The 17987-nt window shown below is 42.7% G+C and carries 16 protein-coding genes; 11 read left to right on the top strand and 5 right to left on the bottom strand.

The window, feature by feature from the left end:
- The first annotated feature begins 95 nt into the window (after window positions 1–95).
- From AWW68_RS07985 to AWW68_RS07940, 10 genes are all read left to right on the top strand, one after another.
- Window positions 96–3833, top strand: a complete 3738-nt coding sequence (locus AWW68_RS07985) for an efflux RND transporter permease subunit (RefSeq protein ID WP_068219141.1) — start codon at window positions 96–98, stop codon at window positions 3831–3833.
- Window positions 3830–4561, top strand: coding sequence for an acetolactate decarboxylase (locus AWW68_RS07980; RefSeq protein ID WP_084375624.1), 732 nt, complete (start codon window positions 3830–3832; stop codon window positions 4559–4561). The genes AWW68_RS07985 and AWW68_RS07980 overlap by 4 nt, the downstream gene beginning before the upstream one ends.
- A complete protein-coding gene (locus tag AWW68_RS07975) occupies window positions 4558–5793 on the top strand; it encodes a TolC family protein (RefSeq protein WP_068219134.1) in 1236 nt (411 codons plus the stop codon). Before AWW68_RS07980 ends, AWW68_RS07975 begins: the two co-directional genes overlap by 4 nt.
- Complete coding sequence (locus AWW68_RS07970) at window positions 5790–6998, top strand: hypothetical protein (RefSeq protein WP_068219131.1); 1209 nt, start codon at window positions 5790–5792, stop codon at window positions 6996–6998. The genes AWW68_RS07975 and AWW68_RS07970 overlap by 4 nt, the downstream gene beginning before the upstream one ends.
- Window positions 6999–7000: 2 nt before the next feature.
- Complete coding sequence (locus tag AWW68_RS07965) at window positions 7001–8761, top strand: efflux RND transporter periplasmic adaptor subunit (RefSeq protein ID WP_068219128.1); 1761 nt, start codon at window positions 7001–7003, stop codon at window positions 8759–8761.
- A gap of 19 nt (window positions 8762–8780) precedes the next feature.
- Window positions 8781–9242, top strand: coding sequence for a DUF3347 domain-containing protein (locus tag AWW68_RS07960; protein ID WP_068219125.1), 462 nt, complete (start codon window positions 8781–8783; stop codon window positions 9240–9242).
- A 66-nt stretch (window positions 9243–9308) separates the two neighbouring features.
- Window positions 9309–9872, top strand: a complete 564-nt coding sequence (locus AWW68_RS07955; RefSeq protein WP_068220762.1) for an AraC family transcriptional regulator — start codon at window positions 9309–9311, stop codon at window positions 9870–9872.
- 483 nt (window positions 9873–10355) lie between these two features.
- Window positions 10356–11075, top strand: a complete 720-nt coding sequence (locus AWW68_RS07950; protein ID WP_068219119.1) for a heavy-metal-associated domain-containing protein — start codon at window positions 10356–10358, stop codon at window positions 11073–11075.
- 322 nt (window positions 11076–11397) lie between these two features.
- Entirely contained in the window at window positions 11398–12165 is a 768-nt protein-coding gene (locus AWW68_RS07945) for a DUF6503 family protein (RefSeq protein ID WP_084375623.1), read from the top strand.
- A 4-nt stretch (window positions 12166–12169) separates the two neighbouring features.
- Window positions 12170–13105, top strand: coding sequence for a carbon-nitrogen hydrolase family protein (locus AWW68_RS07940; protein WP_068219117.1), 936 nt, complete (start codon window positions 12170–12172; stop codon window positions 13103–13105).
- 59 nt (window positions 13106–13164) lie between these two features.
- Here AWW68_RS07940 and AWW68_RS07935 read toward each other — a convergent pair whose 3' ends face one another.
- From AWW68_RS07935 to AWW68_RS07915, 5 genes are all read right to left on the bottom strand, one after another.
- Window positions 13165–13782, bottom strand: a complete 618-nt coding sequence (locus tag AWW68_RS07935) for a LolA family protein (protein WP_068219114.1) — start codon at window positions 13780–13782, stop codon at window positions 13165–13167.
- A 139-nt stretch (window positions 13783–13921) separates the two neighbouring features.
- Window positions 13922–14956, bottom strand: coding sequence for a DUF4097 family beta strand repeat-containing protein (locus AWW68_RS07930; RefSeq protein ID WP_157717572.1), 1035 nt, complete (start codon window positions 14954–14956; stop codon window positions 13922–13924).
- Window positions 14957–14973: 17 nt separating this feature from the next.
- Entirely contained in the window at window positions 14974–15768 is a 795-nt protein-coding gene (locus AWW68_RS07925) for a HEAT repeat domain-containing protein (RefSeq protein WP_157717571.1), read from the bottom strand.
- A 5-nt stretch (window positions 15769–15773) separates the two neighbouring features.
- Window positions 15774–16646: a DUF4097 family beta strand repeat-containing protein gene (locus AWW68_RS07920; RefSeq protein WP_068219105.1), complete on the bottom strand. Its 873-nt coding sequence runs from the start codon at window positions 16644–16646 to the stop codon at window positions 15774–15776.
- 4 nt (window positions 16647–16650) lie between these two features.
- Window positions 16651–17190: an RNA polymerase sigma factor gene (locus tag AWW68_RS07915; RefSeq protein WP_068219102.1), complete on the bottom strand. Its 540-nt coding sequence runs from the start codon at window positions 17188–17190 to the stop codon at window positions 16651–16653.
- A 580-nt stretch (window positions 17191–17770) separates the two neighbouring features.
- Between AWW68_RS07915 and AWW68_RS20230 the strand changes: the two genes are divergently transcribed.
- Complete coding sequence (locus AWW68_RS20230) at window positions 17771–17944, top strand: hypothetical protein (RefSeq protein WP_185101236.1); 174 nt, start codon at window positions 17771–17773, stop codon at window positions 17942–17944.
- Window positions 17945–17987 lie beyond the last annotated feature (43 nt).

The raw sequence follows: 17987 nt of genomic DNA, 5'->3' as shown, positions 1-17987 counted from the left end.
CGGGGAATCGGGATCGCAATGACAGTTTTACAAGCACCTTCAGTACTCCTAATCGAGTACCTTCACATTCATTACAGGATTGTAAAACCACAAAAATGATCAATAACCTTATTAAGTTCTTTCTCTACAACCGACTGGTGACCTTCTTGCTTTTGGTCATTCTCATAGGTTGGGGGCTGGTAACGGCACCATTCGATTGGCAGGTAAATTTGCCAAAAGACCCTGTGCCCGTAGATGCCATTCCAGACATTGGAGAGAATCAGCAAATAGTATTTACAGAGTGGGCAGGTCGCTCACCCCAAGACATAGAAGACCAAATCACGTACCCGCTTACCTCCACTCTATTGGGGCTTCCGGGCGTGAAAACTATTCGAAGCTCCAGCATGTTTGGAGCCTCCTCCATCTACATCATTTTCGAAGATGGCATAGAGTTTTACTGGAGCAGAAGCCGAATTCTTGAAAAACTCAGTGCCTTGCCTCAGAACCTACTTCCCGATGGCGTTCAACCCTCCCTTGGCCCTGATGCAACGGCTCTTGGCCAGATATTCTGGTACACCATCGAAGGACGGGATAAAAACGGCAACCCTGTTGGCGGTTGGGATCCTCAGGAGATTCGCTCTGTGCAGGATTACACAGTGAAGTATGCACTGAGTTCGGCACCTGGTGTTTCTGAAGTGGCTTCAGTTGGTGGCTTCGTGAAGGAATATCAAATAGATATCGACCCGGAAGCCATGAAGGGTTTTGGAGTCACGCTGATGGAAATTACCAAGGCCGTTCGAGAAAGCAACCGAGACATTGGTGCCAAAACCATGGAAATCAACCAGGCTGAGTACCTAGTTCGTGGTTTGGGTTATGTAAAGAGTCTGGAAGACTTGGAGAATGCAGTTGTCCAAACCGTCAACAACACGCCAATTAGGGTGAAGGATGTAGCCTTTGTTTCGCTTGGCTCCGCTTCACGCAGAGGAGCTTTAGATAAATCAGGAGCAGAAGCGGTTGGCGGTGTGGTGGTAGCCAGATACGGATCGAACCCCATGGAGGTGATTCAGAATGTAAAGGAGAAGATTGAGAAGATTGCTGCTGGCCTGCCTTCAAAAACTTTGTCCGATGGCACTGAATCGAAGCTCACCATAGTTCCTTTCTATGATAGAACCCAGCTAATTCAGGAAACCATTGGCACTTTAGAGGAAGCACTGACTCTTGAAATCATCATCACGGTGGTGGTAGTGATTGTCATGCTGATGAACCTGAGGGCTTCCATTCTCATTTCCTCACTCTTGCCCATAGCTGTACTCATGTGCTTTATTGCCATGCGGTATTTTGGAGTAGACGCCAACATTGTAGCCCTTTCGGGAATTGCCATTGCCATCGGAACCATGGTAGATGTGGGGATTGTGCTCACCGAGAACGTAAGCCGACATCTGGAGATGAAAAAAGACCAAAAGCTGGTCGATTTGATTTTCGAAGCCAGCAAAGAAGTAGCACCTGCCATCATTACAGCAGTGATGACAACGGTGGTCAGTTTCATTCCGGTATTTACCTTGGAAGCTGCAGAAGGGAAGCTCTTCCGCCCATTGGCATTTACCAAAACTTTCGCGTTGATTGCCTCCATTTTGGTAGCGCTGTTGATTCTACCAACCTTGGCTTACTGGTTCTTTGGTTTCAGACCGAAAAACAAAAACTTCAGAATCATCCTGAATGCCATAACGATGCTTGTCGGGTCGATTGCCTTATTTAATGGACAGGCACTTGCCGCATTTGTGCTCATTGGTATAGGCATTTGCAACCTCGTTCAAATCTATGTACCGAAAACGAGTTCCTATTTAAAGCATTCTACACTAGTCATCGCGCTTTTGGCTGTTAACATTCTTTTGGCTGAAGAATGGATGCCTTTAGGGGTACAAGGAGGTTCATTGTTGAATTTTCTCTTTGTCGCTATCATCATCGGCTTCACCTTGGGCGTATTTAGCCTCTTTATCAATGTCTATCCTACTTTGCTGAACTGGACGCTAAACAACCGAAAGCTCTTCTTGATTATTCCTTCTTTCATTGTTCTCTTCGGGATAACCATTTGGCTAGGTTTCGACAAGGTATTTGGCTTTATCCCTAAGGCTTTTGGAGAAGAAACAAGAACTACAAAACTCTACTCAAAACTAAACCACAGCCTGCCTGGAATTGGCAAGGAGTTTATGCCAGCATTGGACGAAGGAGCCTTCCTCTTGATGCCAACCTCTATGCCTCATGCTGGCATTGAGCAAAACAAAGAGGTGCTCAAAATGCTCGACATGGCTGTTACCGGCATTCCTGAAATTGAATCTGTAGTGGGCAAATTTGGAAGAACTGAAAGTGCGCTCGACCCTGCTCCTATTTCCATGTACGAGAATGTGATCAACTACAAAAGTGAATATAAAACAGATGAAAATGGCCGCAGGCTCAGATTCAAAGTGAAAGATGGAGAATTCATCAGAGATTCAAATGGCGACCTGGTTCCAGATAAAAACGGTTCATTCTTCAGACAATGGAGGGACGAAATTCAGTCGCCAGATGATATTTGGCAGGAAATCGTAAAGGCCACTACCCTTCCGGGTGTAACCTCAGCACCTAAACTTCAGCCTATCGAAACCCGCTTGGTGATGCTCCAAACCGGTATGCGTGCGCCAATGGGCATTAAGGTGAAAGGTTCTGATTTAGCTACTATTGAAGCCTTTGGACTGGAGTTGGAAGACATTCTAAGACAGGTGCCTTCGGTAAAAGCACAGGCGGTTTTCGCAGAGCGAATAGTTGGTAAACCTTACCTGCTCATCAATCTGAAAAGAGACAACCTGGCTCGTTATGGGTTGAGCATTTCTCAGGTTCAGGACTATTTGCAAGTAGCGGTGGGAGGCATGAAACTCTCCACAACTATTGAAGGCAGAGAGCGCTATCCCATCCGTGTGAGGTACCCGAGAGAGTTGAGGGATAATCCGGAGGCTTTAAACAACATCCTTATTCCAATAGCTGGAAACAGAAACATCCCTTTGAGTGAGGTTGCTGAAATTGAATACACCCGTGGGCCTCAAATGATCAAAAGCGAAGACACTTTCCTAGTGGGCTATGTGATTTTCGATAAGCAAGCCGGGCAAGCAGAAGTGCAGGTAGTACAAGATGTGCAAAGGCTCATCGATGAAAAAATCTCGACTGGTGAGCTGAAATTACCTGCGGGAATTTCCTATGAATTTGCCGGAAGCTATCAGAATCAAATCAGGGCGGAAGCGAGGCTGAGCATTGTAATTCCGATTGTGCTGATCATCATCTTCTTGATTTTGTACTTCCAGTTCAAATCAGTTCCTGTTTCACTAATGGTGTTTAGTGGTGTAGCAGTTGCTTTTGGTGGCGGCTTCCTTATGCTTTGGCTATATGGCCAGGACGGCTTCCTGAATTTCAACCTATTCGGAACTAACCTGCGAGATTTATTTCAAATACACCCAATCAACCTTAGTGTGGCTGTTTGGGTAGGTTTTATCGCGCTATTTGGAATAGCTACGGATGATGGTGTTTTGATGGCAACTTATCTGGGTCAGTCTTTCAGAGAAAACCAACCAAATGATAAAACACAAATCAGAGAGGCAGTAATCGAAGCAGGCAAGAAGAGAGTTCGCCCATGTTTAATGACTACAGCCACTACACTACTGGCTTTGTTACCTATTTTGACCAGCACCGGCCGTGGCTCCGATGTGATGGTACCTATGGCTATTCCTTCTTTCGGGGGAATGCTCATTGCTTTGATCACACTTTTTGTAGTTCCTGTGCTTTACGCCTCCTACAAAGAGATACAGTTGAAATATCAAGAAGAATGAAATCGATCAATAAAAGACATATAACGCTTATGGCTTTCTTCCTTCTCCTTGGTTGTCAAGGCGAACAGAAGTCGGTAAAAATCTCCTATCAAGTTTATGGAAAGCTAATAGAGATTATGCAGCAAAATCAGTTGCAGGCCAGGGTAAACCTGAATGATTTGCAGTTAGGCAAGAACAGTTATGGCCTTGGGGCCATGGAAGGCTTGCAAGGCGAAATACTCATCACTCAAGGTGAAGTGATTACATCAGTTGCTAATCCTGATAGCATTCTGGTTCAAAACTCAAATGCTTTTGGGGCAGCACTTTTAGTCACTACTGAAGTAGAGGATTGGCAGGAAGTGGAAATGAATGAAACGGTTGATCTGAAATCGCTAGAGTCAGTGATTGAAGATCAGGCTGAGACATCCAACCTAAATGCCAACGATGTAATCCCTTTTAAAATTGAAGCCAATCCTAAAATCCTAAACTGGCATATTATTAATGCCTCACTGGCCGAAGAACAGAACCATCAGGCCTACAAAGAGTCAGGAAGAACAGGAGTTTTGGAAAGTCAGAAGGTGGAAATTATTGGCTTCTATTCGAAGAACCATCAGGGCGTTTTCACCCATCATGGGAGTTTCCTACATCTGCACTTCATAACAGCAGATGGATCACTCATGGGACATGTAGACGACCTTCAAATTGATGGGAACTGGAAGATTTATTTACCTAAAGCAGCACAGCCATGAAGAAATATGTAATACTTTTCATTCTAAGCTTTACGGCAATGGGTCTTTCGGCACAGTCGCTGGAAGATTATTGGCAGTTGGCTGCTGAAAACAATCCTGCACTAAAAGCCAAGTTCACCCAGTACCTGGCAGCTCTGGAAAGAGTAGATCAGCAAGGTGCTTTGCCAGATCCAACAGTCAGCTTTGGAGTCTTTGTTTCTCCGGTTGAGACCAGAGTGGGGGCGCAAAGATTGAGAATTTCGCTGAACCAAATGTTCCCATGGATGGGCACCAACTCCGCACGAGAAGACTTGGCGGTAAAAATGGCTGAAGCCAGATTTGCTGAATTCGAAGAGGCCAGAAACAGCCTATTCCTCAAGGTTTCGGAAACCTGGTTGATGCTATCCGAACTGGAACAAGAGATTGAGCTAAAGAGGGAAAACCTTAGACTGCTCAAAACTTACGAACCAATAGCCAAAACCAAGTACGAATCTAACCTAACTTCATTGGCCGATCTGATTCGGATTCAGATTAAAATTGAGGATGCCGCTACCAACCTGGAGCTGCTTGAACTAAAGAGAAAGCCCTTGGTGAGCGACTTCAACACTTATTTGAACCGCTCTGTAGACAGCGAGGTAGATATTAGCAATCCATTGCCCGAGCACACTATCACTTCCAGTCTTGATTCTGCATTGGCGAATAACCCGAAAATCAAGGCCAATCAGAAGGACATTGCTGGAGCAGATACTCAATTGAAACTGGTAGAATTGAAACGTAGACCCAACATTGGTGTAGGCCTAGACTATGTTCTGATCAGTGAGCGCAAGGATATGACGATGGCAGATAACGGTAAAGATGCACTCATGCCTATGGTATCGTTGAGCCTACCCGTTTTCGGTAAAAAGAACAGGTCGCTTATCAAAGAGACTGAGCTTGTTAAAGAAAGTCTATCCCTTCAAAATGAGAGAATTCAAAACGACATCAAGAATCAATGGGTAAAAGCGGAGTACTTAGAAAGCACTTCAAGTAGGGAATTAGAACTTTATGAGAGGGAAATTCGAAACACGCGTTCCCTTCTTAACGTGCTCACCAGTGAGTACAGCAACAACAGCAGCAATTTTGAAGAACTGCTAATGACACAGCAGCAGCTCTTACAACTTCAAATAGCTCAGGTAAAAGCCATGACCAAGCAGCATCAGGCCTGGCTTCAAAAGAGATATTTAACCGGAAACTTTTTAACTATCAAACCATGAAAAAACTACTAACAATTGTTTTGTCCATGGCGCTCTTAGCATCATGCAAAGATCAGCCCCCTCAACCGGTTCAGGAAATTGTCTTACAAACTGATAACCCAAGCAGCCTACCAAGACTATTCACCAACAGCAAGGGAGAAACCTTCCTTTCTTATGTTGAAAGAACTCCTGAAAAGGTAGCCAAGCTCTACTTTACCAAGTTGGAGAACGAGCAATGGGGAGCACCGAAATTGATAGCAGAAGGCGACAATTGGTTTGTCAACTGGGCGGATTTTCCATCGGTAATTGAGAACAATAGCCACATGGCAGCCCATTGGTTGCAGAAAAGCGACAAAGGCACTTTCGACTATGATGTGCGAGTAGCGATGTCTGCCAATAACGGTAGTGAGTGGAGCGACTCATTTATTCCACATACAGATGGAATTGCCGCAGAACATGGCTTCGTCACCATGCTTCCCCTTTCTGACCAGAGAACATTTATGACTTGGTTAGATGGCAGAAACACCAAAGTGGAAGGAGAAGAAAGTCATGGCGGCCATGGTGGTGGACCAATGTCTTTGAGAGCAGCTATTTTCGATAAGAATGGAAATGCTTTGGAAGAATGGGAGTTAGACGACAGGGTTTGTGATTGTTGCCAAACCACAGCAGCTCAGACAGACGAGGGCATAGTGGTTATTTACAGAGACCGATCTAAAAACGAAATCAGGGATATGTCGGTAGTGAGATTGGTAGATGGTGAATGGACTCAACCCAAACCATTAATGGTAGAGTTGTGGGAAATGCCTGCCTGCCCAGTGAATGGCCCTTCGGTTACAGCCAAGGGGAATAATGTAGCCGTAGCATGGTTTATGGCTAAAGGCGGAACGCCAGAAGTGAAACTAGCTTTCTCAAAAGATGGTGGTGCCAATTTTGGTGAACCTGTGATGGTAAGCCAAGTGAATACGAGTGGAAGGGTTGGAACCACTACTCTAAACAACGGACATGTACTGGTAAGCTGGATGGACAATGCTGATGAAAAAGCCTCCATTATGCTAGCGGAATACGACAACTCAGGCGCACTGATTAACAAAATGACAGTGGCAGAAACCACAGCCGAAAGAGCCAGTGGTTTTCCGGTAATCACCAGCAATGGTGATGATGTCTACATGGCCTGGACTCAGGCCGGTGATCAATCGATGATAAAAACAGCAAAAATTAATTTCTAGTCATGCAACTGGATAAAAAAACGATATACACCGTGCTGGGAACACTAGTGATAGGACTAGCCCTTGGCGCGATTCTCTTTGGCGGAAACAGCGCTAAAAATCAGGCAGAATCTCTTTCTGCTGAACACAGTCGTGAGCATAACGAAGCAGGCCTATGGACCTGTTCTATGCACCCACAAGTTCGGCAAGAAGAGCCTGGCTCCTGCCCTTTCTGTGGCATGGATTTGATTCCTGTAGCAGATGCCGCCCAAGACGACAATCCGAGGGTTTTGAAAATGTCTAATTCGGCAATAGCGCTGGCCAATATTCAAACTCAAACTGTGGGAAGCCTCAATGCAGATGCCACTTTGGTTCTAAATGGCCGGATAAAAGCTGACCAACGTTTAGTTCAATCTCAAACCACCCATTTCCCAGGAAGAATAGAAAAGCTCTACAAAGACTTTGAGGGCGAATATGTAAGAAAAGGTGAAAGAGTAGCCTCTATTTATTCTCCAGAATTAGTGGCTGCCCAAAACGAGTTACTTGAAGCCAAAAAGCTTTCGAACACTAACCCAACTTTGCTTGAAGCTGCACGCAGAAAGCTCAAGTACTGGAAAGTCACTGATGAACAGATCAAACAGATTGAGGAGTCTGGAGAAGTGATGCAAAACTTCGATCTGCTCTCAAATTACAATGGAGTAATTACCAAAAAGCTCGCTAATAATGGTGCCCACCTTATGCAAGGGCAAACCCTTTACCAGATAGCCGATTTATCTACGGTTTGGGCAGTATTTGAAGTGTATGAAAAGGATCTGAGCAAGGTGAAAATTGGAGATAAGATTCAATTCAAACCGAATGGCAGTCCAACGGTTTATGAGTCTACCGTTAGCTTTATTTCACCTTCAGTTGAAGCTAACAGCAGAATTATTGAGGTAAGGACCGATGTAAGAAACCGCAACGAAACACTCAAGCCAGACATGTTCATTAAGGCCCAATTGAGCACCTCTCAAAATGCAGATCTAGTCATACCGAGGTCTGCCGTACTATGGACAGGCAAAAGATCAGTCACTTACGTAAAGTCAGACGATGAAAATAGCTTTGAGCTCCGCGAGGTAGAACTCGGAGAAGCTATAGGAAATAATTACCAAGTGCTATCAGGCCTATCTGCAGGAGAAGAAGTGGTAACCAACGGAGCCTTTACACTAGATGCTGAGTCTCAGCTCAAGGGTAAAATCAGCATGATGACCCCATCTTCAAATAGTAAGTCACCCGAAACGGGATTCAAAGAGGTTGAAATTCCTCAGGTTAATGATTTCAAATCTAGCACTTCAAAGGCTTTCCAAAATCAGCTTAACGCTGTGGCCAAAGCCTACATTCCTCTCAAAGATGCCATGGTAGAAGGCAATGCACGACCAATCAGAGACCAGGCAGAAAAGGTGAAAGCGTCACTTTCCAAGGTAGACATGAGTTTGGTTCAGGGTGATGCTCATATCCACTGGATGGCACTGCTGACTCCCATGGAAGAAAGCCTAGAAAAAATCAACAACTCTGACGATAGAGACGAGCAGCGACTTCAGTTTATCAACCTCTCTAAGGCACTGATCAATGCGCTCGACTCATTTGGCAACTCAGGAGAAAACATGCTTTACGTTCAGTATTGCCCAATGGCTAATGATGACAAAGGAGCCACCTGGGTATCAATGGACGAAGAAATTATCAATCCATATTTCGGAGACATGATGCTCCACTGTGGAAATGTAGAATACACCATAGAAAACAATTAATCGATATAATACCTGTACAATGAAAAAGCTAATAGCACTTTTAGGACTAACTCTAATACTTACTTCTTGCGGATCTGGCGCAAAAGAAACGAAACAGGAAACAGCAACAGAATCTGCAAATCCGGTAGAATCTTATCTGGCCATTAAAGATGCTCTGGTGAAAACCGATGCGGCAGAAGCGAGCAAAGCAGCCAAAGCTTTCTTAAAAAGCAATTCAAATCAGAAACTGGACAGCTCATTAGAAACCATTGCCAATACTTCTGATGTAAAAATTCAGCGTCAGGCTTTTGAAACGCTTTCAATGGAAATGTATGAAGTAGTGAAAGCCAACAATAATGAAACCCCACTTTACAAGCAGTACTGCCCAATGGCTTTCAATAACCAAGGAGCTTACTGGTTAGCTGCTGAAGAAGAAGTGAACAATCCATACTTTGGAGACTTAATGCTTCACTGCGGAAGTGTAGAAGAAGTGATTCAATAAACTATAAAAGGCATGTCGGAGGTTGAGCTACGGCATGCCTTATATACTCCCAGAAAAAAGAGACCAATGAAACTCTCTGTTAAACACATGGTTTGCAATCGCTGTGTAATGGTGGTTGAACAGATTTTGAATGAAACGGGCAATCTGAAAGTCCGCAGGGTAGATTTGGGGTCTATTGAGCTGGAAGACGACCTAAGCAACCAAGCACTTACCGAACTCAGATCGGAACTAAAACAGAAGGGGTTCGATTTGCTCGATGATGACAAAAGTCAAAAAGTGGAGCTCATCAAAACAGCAATCATTCGAGAAATCCACCACCAGAGCGGAAGAAAAGGAAGTAATGAGAATTTTTCGTCCTTCCTTACCAGAGAACTACAGCTCGATTATTCATATCTCAACGACCTCTTTTCCAGTATTGAAGGAAAGACCATTGGCCAATACATTACCCTACAGAAAATTGAAAAGGCGAAAGAGCTCTTGGTTTACGACCAAATGAGCCTGGCAGAAATTGCCGATTTGCTGGAATACAACAGCGGCCAGTACCTCTCTGCTCAGTTCAAAAAAGTGACAGGACTTACCCCATCTAAGTTCCGAGATCTCGGCCAAAGAAGAACAATAGATAGAGTTTAAATTGAGTTCGGTTTAGGTGGCCATAAAGTGATCAAACAGGCCCTTTGATTCCCCAAAGGGCTGTTCAAACGACTTTCATTTCCCTTTAGAGTTAGGGTTAAATCAAACAAAGTCCACTATGAACTTTATAGTCACTCTCCGTAATCAATTCTTTATCTCTAAGTAGAACTCACCTTACTTAACCAGAGTTCGATGTAAAATTTTCGAAAACCCTTATAACACACCCCAAACCGTCATTCCGGAATTTTTCTTTATAAGTTCTTTTAGCATCGAAGAAAAACACCCAGAATCTAAAGGATACTGTCGGTGAGATGCCGGATAAAATAGGCTTAGTCTGAATTTAAGGCCAATTTTTCCGGCATGACGTCCTTTCCTATATTGAACTCTGGTTACTTAGACTCCGAAATATCATACGCTATGACTGAAATAGTGTAACGCAGCCCTCTCTGTAACAGGAGACATTTGCTTAAAAATTATCCATCAATGAAAAAGCAAATAACCATTACCGGCATGACTTGCGAAGGCTGTAAAGCCAAAGTCACCCGAAACATCCAAAAATTAAAAGGAGTCAAATCTGTTGAAATTGACTTGACCAATGGCAAAACCATAATCGACTCAGATGCTCTTTATTCTGAAACTGAGATTCAGGATGCTATTGGAAGAGATTCGAAATATCAGATTGTTAGGCAAGAGCCCATTTCATCCATCAAACCTGAAGAAGAACAAAAAAGCTTTTTCTCAACCTACAAGCCTCTACTCCTAATCGCCTTCTTCATTATTCTTATTAGTACTCTGACACAGTATCCATTTGATTCATTTAATGGAAGGCTATGGATGAGACACTTTATGGCTGGATTCTTTATTGTGTTCTCATTCTTCAAACTGCTAAACATTCAAGGCTTTTCTAACAGTTACAAGATGTATGACATCATAGCTAAAAAATGGAGCCATTGGGGAAAGATTTATCCATTTGTAGAATTGGCCCTCGGAATCGCATATCTAATCAACATTTACCCAACAACTACAAACCTCATTACTGTTATAGTTTTAGGGGCAAGTTCCATTGGAGTTATCAAAAGCAACCTAGATAAGAAGAAAATAAAATGTGCCTGCCTAGGTGATGTTTTCAATTTACCCATGAGTAAAGTAACCATAATTGAAGATGTTACCATGGTGGCAATGGCCGCTGTGATGCTACTCTAAATCAGCATCACAATCTTTTTTCCAAAGTATTTTGAATTATTTTTAGAATCTTTGAAACCAAAACATCTACTTTATAGTTTATATACCAAATCGCTTGCAGGTAACATTTTTTTAGTATTACTTCGAAGCATCAAAAGAAATTAAAGAGACCTGGAGGTTCCAATCCTCTGGTATTGTGTGTGTTTATTGGCCATCCCGAGAGATCGGGATGGTTTTTTTATGCCTATTCCAAAAGTGTCGGTTATCTTTCAATTAGACCCCAGAAGCTGAATTCACATTGAACTTATCGTTAACTTCGGCTGTAATTCTGATAAATTGAACTATGCAAAACCGAGTTGTACTTTTCTTATTATTCGTTCTTTTAATCTCATGTAGCTCCCCACAAAAAGAAGACAAGCAAACCCCACCGAAATCAGAGGCTCAAGACATAGTAGACAAATCTATTTCCCATCATGGCATGGAACAGCTTGATCACGCTGAATTCTCCCTGACTTTTCGTGATATGAGCTATACATACAGCCTCCAGAACGGCCTTTACAAATACACCAGAACACAAACAGATTCTATTGACCAAGAAGTATATGATGTTCTAACTAACGAGGGTTTAACTCGATATATCAATGGAGACTCAGTTGAATTAGAAGAAGAAAAGAGAGCCGCTTATTCACGCTCAGTGAATTCAGTAATTTATTTCTTTCGATTGCCATTTGGGCTGAATGATGAAGCGGTAATTAAAGAGTACCAAGGAACTACCAGCATCAAAGGAAAAGACTATCATGAAATCCGGGTAACCTTCAAGCAATCTGGCGGTGGAGAGGATTTTGATGATGTATTTCTCTACTGGTTCGACACCGAAGACTACAGCATGGACTACCTAGCCTACCTTTACCACACCGATGGTGGCGGCATGCGCTTTAGAGAGGCTATTAATCCGAGAAGAGTTAATGATGTGTTGATTCAAGATTACATCAACTTCAAGCCTGAAGATGAATCTATGGACATCAATAACATCAGCGAACTTTATGAGAATGGAGAGCTAGAAGAACTCTCTCGAATAATTAACGAAGGTGTAGCAATTAGTATAAAGTGATCAAATGAATAAGAAACCAAGAATTGCGGTTGTACAATCCGCACCTTCCTATCTAAACGTTGCCGATTCACTTGCTAAAGTAGAGTCACTGCTAAAAGAAGCTGCGGAACAAGGTGCTCAGTTAGCCACATTTGGAGAAACTTGGTTTACTGGCTATCCAGCTTGGATTGACTACTGCGATGAATACGCGAAGTGGGATTTTAAACCCACCAAGGAGGTGTTCGCCAGAACTTATGAAAACAGTTTAGATATTACTGGACCAGAGGTTGCCCAAATAGGCCATTGGGCTAAAGAATTCAACCTTTCCATTGTTATGGGCATCAATGAAAAAGTAAATTCTGGACTTGGTAACGGTACTATCTATAACAGTTTGCTTACCTGGAACCAAAAGGGTGAGCTAGCAAACCACCACCGCAAGCTAATGCCAACCTACACCGAGAAGCTTATTTATGGCCAAGGTGATGGAAAAGGACTTCAGGCGGTAGAAACTAGCACTGGTAGAGTTGGCGGTTTAATCTGTTGGGAGCATTGGATGCCTTTAACTCGCCAAACCATGCACAACTCAGGAGAGCACATTCATGTGGCTGTTTGGCCGAAGGTTCATGAGATGCTGCAAATAGCCACTAGATCATACGCTTTTGAGGGGCGCTGTTACGCTGTTGGAGTAGGTCAGATTATGAGAGTAAAAGACATCCCAAAAGAACTGAACCTACCGACAGAACTCCAAGACAAACCCGAGCACATGTTGCTGAACGGTGGCAGCTGTATTGTTGGCCCTGACGGGCACTATATAATGGAGCCGATTTGGGACAAGGAGGGTGTTTTTGTGAAAGAAGTGGACTTAACCCGCTGTATTGAGGAAAAGATGGCTCTGGATGTAACTGGTCACTATCAGAGAAATGATGTGTTCGATTTGAGCATTAATCAAACTAGAAAATAAAAAAAGCCGAAATCTACGATCTCGGCCCATTGGTTTAGTTGCTTGGCAAATTCAAATTCTTAATTACATCCTCTTCTTTCATCTATCTTTTCATAGTACTCTCCAGGGTTAATGGTAAAGCTAGTCCCCGAAGTGTTAGTAGAGAAGTTAGAGAAGGTGTATTTATGTGCAGTTCCGAAATCGTCTAAAGCTGTGATAGACATAATGTCGCTACCACTAAATTCTACATGAATTTCTTTATAGGCAGCACTTGAAGATGGCTTTAATTTCAACATTGAACCATCCACAGAACCAGAGTGACCAGAACCAAAGAAGGTCATAGCTTCACCAAAGTCAATAATTGCCTCGGTATTCTGCCCAGAACAGAAGTACATTATCTGAGAATGGTCTGGCTCTTTGGTACCAATATACTCGGTTTTACCATCATCTAACCAAGTTTCATTTGGTCCATACTTCAATATGTATTTTTCACCATCTACTGCTAAAATTCCCTCTTGTACATTTTTGAAGCCCATGTTGTCATTTACAGCCTCATAGACAACGTTTACTCTATACTTAGGAATGTTGCTGTACTTATTATAAAGTTCTTGCACTTTGCTGGTAGCATCTTGAGCCATAAGATTGGCTCCAATCAATAGCAAGAGGGTCAGTGTAACGGATTTCATCAGTGTCTTCATAATTTTTTAAAGCTCTTAATTTTCAAAGTTGGGGCAAATTGAGCTGACTGGCTATTGAGTTCCACCGGTTGAGTATATCAAAAATAGAAAAATCCTTTGAATTGCTATTCACAGGATTAAAAATGTATTTGACTAACAGTTATTTCTTTCGAATAAAAATATTGCCATTAGTAGTTTTCATCATTACTTCTGCTCCTCCACCGTTCAAATCGGCCTCTACCCAGTTTTCATATTTCACATTAAAACCACCTTTAGCAGGTTTTTTGGTGACAGGCTTAGACTCTTTTATGCTGAATGATTCAAAGTCAGTATAAATCTCCCTATTAGTCTTCATCTTAGGAGAGAACTTGGTTCCGTTCGGCACACTAACATCTACATCTCCATTGTAAGTGCTAAAAGCCATGGCTACATCGGCCGAAACTTTTGTGAAAACCGCAACTATAGACCCGTTATAGGTCGATGCACTTGCCGAACCAGAAATATTATTCAAGGTAATGGGGCCATTATAACTTTCTATGTTAAGTTCGCCATTAACCCCATCTATTTCAATGCTTCCATTATTATAGGCCTCCGCCTTAATATTGAAGTTTCTAGGCACCTGAATTTCAAAATCTACACGGTCGTTCCAGCCTTCGTTTTCAACTTTTACAAGGTTATTGTTTTCGCTTGCTTCAAAATTAAAACCACCACTACTCACCAATCGCAATCCTCCGGCAGACTCATCTTTCTTTACCTTCTTCTCATACTTAGTCATTTTAACCTTAACAGTAGGCCCGTCATAAGCAGTGATTTTTATCTTACCATTCTTAGTATCTACATCAAGCACACCTCTTTCGCCTGGCTTAGAAAGTGGAATCTCTACCTCTTGAGTAGTTTCTTGGTATTCAGCTTTATTTTTTTGCTTGTCCTTTTCTAAGTTGGCCATTCCAAAACCATCCAACACGCGCTCAACGGTACTTTCAGCAAAAGCCTGAATGTTCGCTTCAAAATCGGACCCCACCTCAATGTTTGTATCAAAATTTAGATCAATGACCGGATCTACTTCTACTTGTACATTTGGGTCAGCTTTCACTTTCAACTTCTGATCTACCTTCACCTCTTCGTTCTGTGCCATTGTAGGCGCTACTAAAGCGAACACTAGCACTCCACACAATAGTGATCTTGTAATTCTCATTTCTTTCATCTTTTCTGTTACATGATTTTATCTAAATTCTGACGAAGCGCTGATTTCACATCATCTGGTGTATTTTCAGCATTTAGAATAGGCTCAAATTCCTTTTTGGCTTGCGACTCCTGTAATTCGACCATCAGCTCTGCCATTGCCACCATAACCAATGGCGATTTTTGTTGTGTTATACTGCTCACCAAGCCCTCCCTTATAGCAGGATCTTCGGCATATTCTGCCAATGAAGCCAAAGCGGCCAATCTCACATTGGTGTTCTCATCATTATTCAGGGTCAGCAAAAGAGCATCGGTTACATCCTTATTTTCGCTCACCAACCCACTGCTCATCTGAACCCCCTTAAGCCTCTGGCTTACAGACTCACCTTCGAGCATGGTCATCATCATTACCTCTTTCATGTCTGCCATCTGGTTGCTAAGGCTTTCTACCTGACCAGTGTATGCAGACCTAGAGAAAACATTTCCCATAAAAAGACCGAGCATCAATACACTGAAGCCGAAAGCTAGCCTGCCTTTGTTTGTTGAGAACAGGGCTTGAACAAACTCACCGAACAGGTCACGACTGCTGCGTTTCTTCAGCTTACGATTCTCTTCTGCAAGCATTTGGTAGAAGTTAGTTCTTAAGGCTTCCGAAGGCTCTGGCTCAGGAGCCTGCAACATCTGCTCTTGCATGCTGGCCAGCTCTTCCAACTCTTTCATATCAATGAACCCATCTTTTACGTAAGTCTCGAATTCTTCTCTTCGAACCTCTGTGAGTGTTCCATCAATATATTCGGTAATCAAAGACATGTACTTATCGTCCATCTCCATCATTTTTGCTTTCTTAGATATACATCTCCATTGAGTGTCTCAAACTCAAAGCTTGCTCCACCCGAGCTGCCATACTGGTAGCTGTTGGAGTTAGATACTTTATACTTCGTTCCATTTCCTGCTGAAGTCTTGGTCACCTTAGGTGCCAACTTCTCGCTAAACTCAAGGTCACTGTAAATTTCGCCCCACTGACTCTGGAAGTTGAACACTCCGTTTCCGCCCGATGGTACAAAAATTTCAATATCTCCATTCACAGTTTTGAAACTGGCAAACTCCTTAGGCATCTTCACATAAGAAACCTCCACTTTGCCATTTACCGTATTTGCTTTAGTATCACCTTGAACTCCCTCCAAGGTTACATCTCCATTCACATTAGAAGCATAAATATTTCCTGTTACGCCCTTGGCAAAGACATCTCCCTTGTTCACAGTAGAGAGTTTTACACTAATGCCTTTGGGCACCTTTATCTTATAATCCATAGTGTACCAGTAGTCACGCCTGTTGTCATTGCCATTCCAATCCCAGCCACACTGAAGCGGATCGGCCTTTTCGGTCATGCGTTGACCAGACATGCTTACATATAGTTTGGCAAAATCATCGCCCTGCTCACTCTTGAGCTGTAACTCTTGCATTCCCAAATCCACATCGGCCTGGTTTTTACCATTCACACGCTTCTCCAATGTTACTTCCACCGTGTTGCCATCATAAGCCTCCACATCAACACTGCCGTTAATGTTGCACACGCAGAACCAGAATTCAATATTCTTGTTTTTGACCTCCAGGCTCCTGGTTATTGTTTCCGATTTGCTCTGTGCCCATGCCACTGAGGCAAGCATTAGTGCAACCGACATGAGTAATAATTTCCTTTTCATTTCCTTATGGTTTTACGACCTCGTATTCAAGTTTCTCATAGCACACTTTTAGCTCCTTCAGCGCGCGAAAGATTCGCACCTTCACGGCACTTTCAGTTAAATCGAGCAAATCTGCTATGTCTTTGTACTTCATGCCCTGATACTTGCTGAGCACAAGAATCTCCTTCTTATCCTCCGGCAGTTTATTCAGCGCTAGCTGAAGCATGTCCAGTTCCTCACTGGCAATCTTAGAACGCTCTGCATTTTCTTCATTCTGGTAATACCTGTCCGCAGTCTCCACATCTTCTTTATAACCCCTTCGCTTTTCCTTTCGATAATGATCCGCAAAAAGGTTTCTGGCCATGTGGTACATCCAGGTAGAAAACTTACCGTCACCTTTATAAGTGTGACGGTATTTGATGATCCTCACAAACACATTCTGCACAAGGTCTTCGCTAACTTCCTGGTCGCAGGTGAGCTTAAAGAAGAACCCATACAACGGCCTATTGTATCGTTCAAACAATAGCCCCAACTGATCCAGTTGGCCGGCCTTAACCTTTAGCATTAATGTGTTGTCTGAGATTGAATCCAATGCTTCGTCTTAAGAATTCAGTGGGGGAAACCCGACCATTTGGAAATGGTTACACACAATTTAAGATTTTATTCAATCTTTATTTTCTGGGGACGCCCAGCCGCACAAACCCTTGCGCCTAGGCCTGCTCTGGCGGGCCTGCCGCGCTGTTACCGAAACAGAATCTTGAAACACACAGAACACCTTGTCACCAGAAGGCTAGGTGAAATAATGTTTTGTACCTCAAGGCACAAAATGAATTCTGCTAATCATTAAGCTACCGATGTAGAGCCCCTAAAGGGGCAAGGGTTAAATTCCAATTTTCAAGCACCAATCTCCAAAACCGACTCTGGTCAAAGCGTCTCGCTTCGACCTTCTACCTGAAGTCTTAGAGAGACCTTAAGACTAGTTTAGACAAATTTATGAATCAATGAACTCTAGCTAAAAACTACTCAAGGCCGACAATTAATTTTCAACATTTTAAATTTTAAGCCATCGTTAATGAACTAGAGTTATTTGATTTGACGTTGAGAAGCTTTAAATTCATCATCGTACCCTAAACAAATACCCAGCAATGGAACAAACTGCAGAACAATTACAAAAGCAGATAGATGAACTATCTTCTCAGCTTACTGGAGACATGTTCAATGATATGGACATTAAAGACCAAATTCACAACCTTAAAATGAAATTGAATGGTGTTAAACCTATGGATTCTCATTTTGATTGTGTAGGTTGTGGTAGCTAATATGACAACAGCATCATCTTCAACAAAAAAACTAGAGCCTCTT

The organism is Roseivirga spongicola, from assembly GCF_001592965.1.
Lineage (GTDB): Bacteria > Bacteroidota > Bacteroidia > Cytophagales > Cyclobacteriaceae > Roseivirga > Roseivirga spongicola.
The sequence above is the reverse complement of the archived record's forward strand: the minus strand, read 5'-3'. Positions and strand labels throughout refer to the sequence as shown.

What these genes read in the sequence shown, in the direction of transcription:
- AWW68_RS07960 (WP_068219125.1), top strand. Translation starts at nt 8,781, where the DNA reads ATGAAAAAGCTAATAGCACTTTTAGGACTAACTCTAATACTTACTTCT.
- AWW68_RS07915 (WP_068219102.1), bottom strand. Translation starts at nt 17,190, where the DNA reads ATGCTAAAGGTTAAGGCCGGCCAACTGGATCAGTTGGGGCTATTGTTT.
- AWW68_RS07920 (WP_068219105.1), bottom strand. Translation starts at nt 16,646, where the DNA reads ATGAAAAGGAAATTATTACTCATGTCGGTTGCACTAATGCTTGCCTCA.
- AWW68_RS07965 (WP_068219128.1), top strand. Translation starts at nt 7,001, where the DNA reads ATGCAACTGGATAAAAAAACGATATACACCGTGCTGGGAACACTAGTG.
- AWW68_RS07925 (WP_157717571.1), bottom strand. Translation starts at nt 15,768, where the DNA reads ATGGACGATAAGTACATGTCTTTGATTACCGAATATATTGATGGAACA.
- AWW68_RS07930 (WP_157717572.1), bottom strand. Translation starts at nt 14,956, where the DNA reads ATGAGAATTACAAGATCACTATTGTGTGGAGTGCTAGTGTTCGCTTTA.
- AWW68_RS07940 (WP_068219117.1), top strand. Translation starts at nt 12,170, where the DNA reads ATGAATAAGAAACCAAGAATTGCGGTTGTACAATCCGCACCTTCCTAT.
- AWW68_RS07985 (WP_068219141.1), top strand. Translation starts at nt 96, where the DNA reads ATGATCAATAACCTTATTAAGTTCTTTCTCTACAACCGACTGGTGACC.
- AWW68_RS20230 (WP_185101236.1), top strand. Translation starts at nt 17,771, where the DNA reads ATGGAACAAACTGCAGAACAATTACAAAAGCAGATAGATGAACTATCT.
- AWW68_RS07945 (WP_084375623.1), top strand. Translation starts at nt 11,398, where the DNA reads ATGCAAAACCGAGTTGTACTTTTCTTATTATTCGTTCTTTTAATCTCA.
- AWW68_RS07935 (WP_068219114.1), bottom strand. Translation starts at nt 13,782, where the DNA reads ATGAAGACACTGATGAAATCCGTTACACTGACCCTCTTGCTATTGATT.
- AWW68_RS07950 (WP_068219119.1), top strand. Translation starts at nt 10,356, where the DNA reads ATGAAAAAGCAAATAACCATTACCGGCATGACTTGCGAAGGCTGTAAA.
- AWW68_RS07970 (WP_068219131.1), top strand. Translation starts at nt 5,790, where the DNA reads ATGAAAAAACTACTAACAATTGTTTTGTCCATGGCGCTCTTAGCATCA.
- AWW68_RS07955 (WP_068220762.1), top strand. Translation starts at nt 9,309, where the DNA reads ATGAAACTCTCTGTTAAACACATGGTTTGCAATCGCTGTGTAATGGTG.
- AWW68_RS07980 (WP_084375624.1), top strand. Translation starts at nt 3,830, where the DNA reads ATGAAATCGATCAATAAAAGACATATAACGCTTATGGCTTTCTTCCTT.
- AWW68_RS07975 (WP_068219134.1), top strand. Translation starts at nt 4,558, where the DNA reads ATGAAGAAATATGTAATACTTTTCATTCTAAGCTTTACGGCAATGGGT.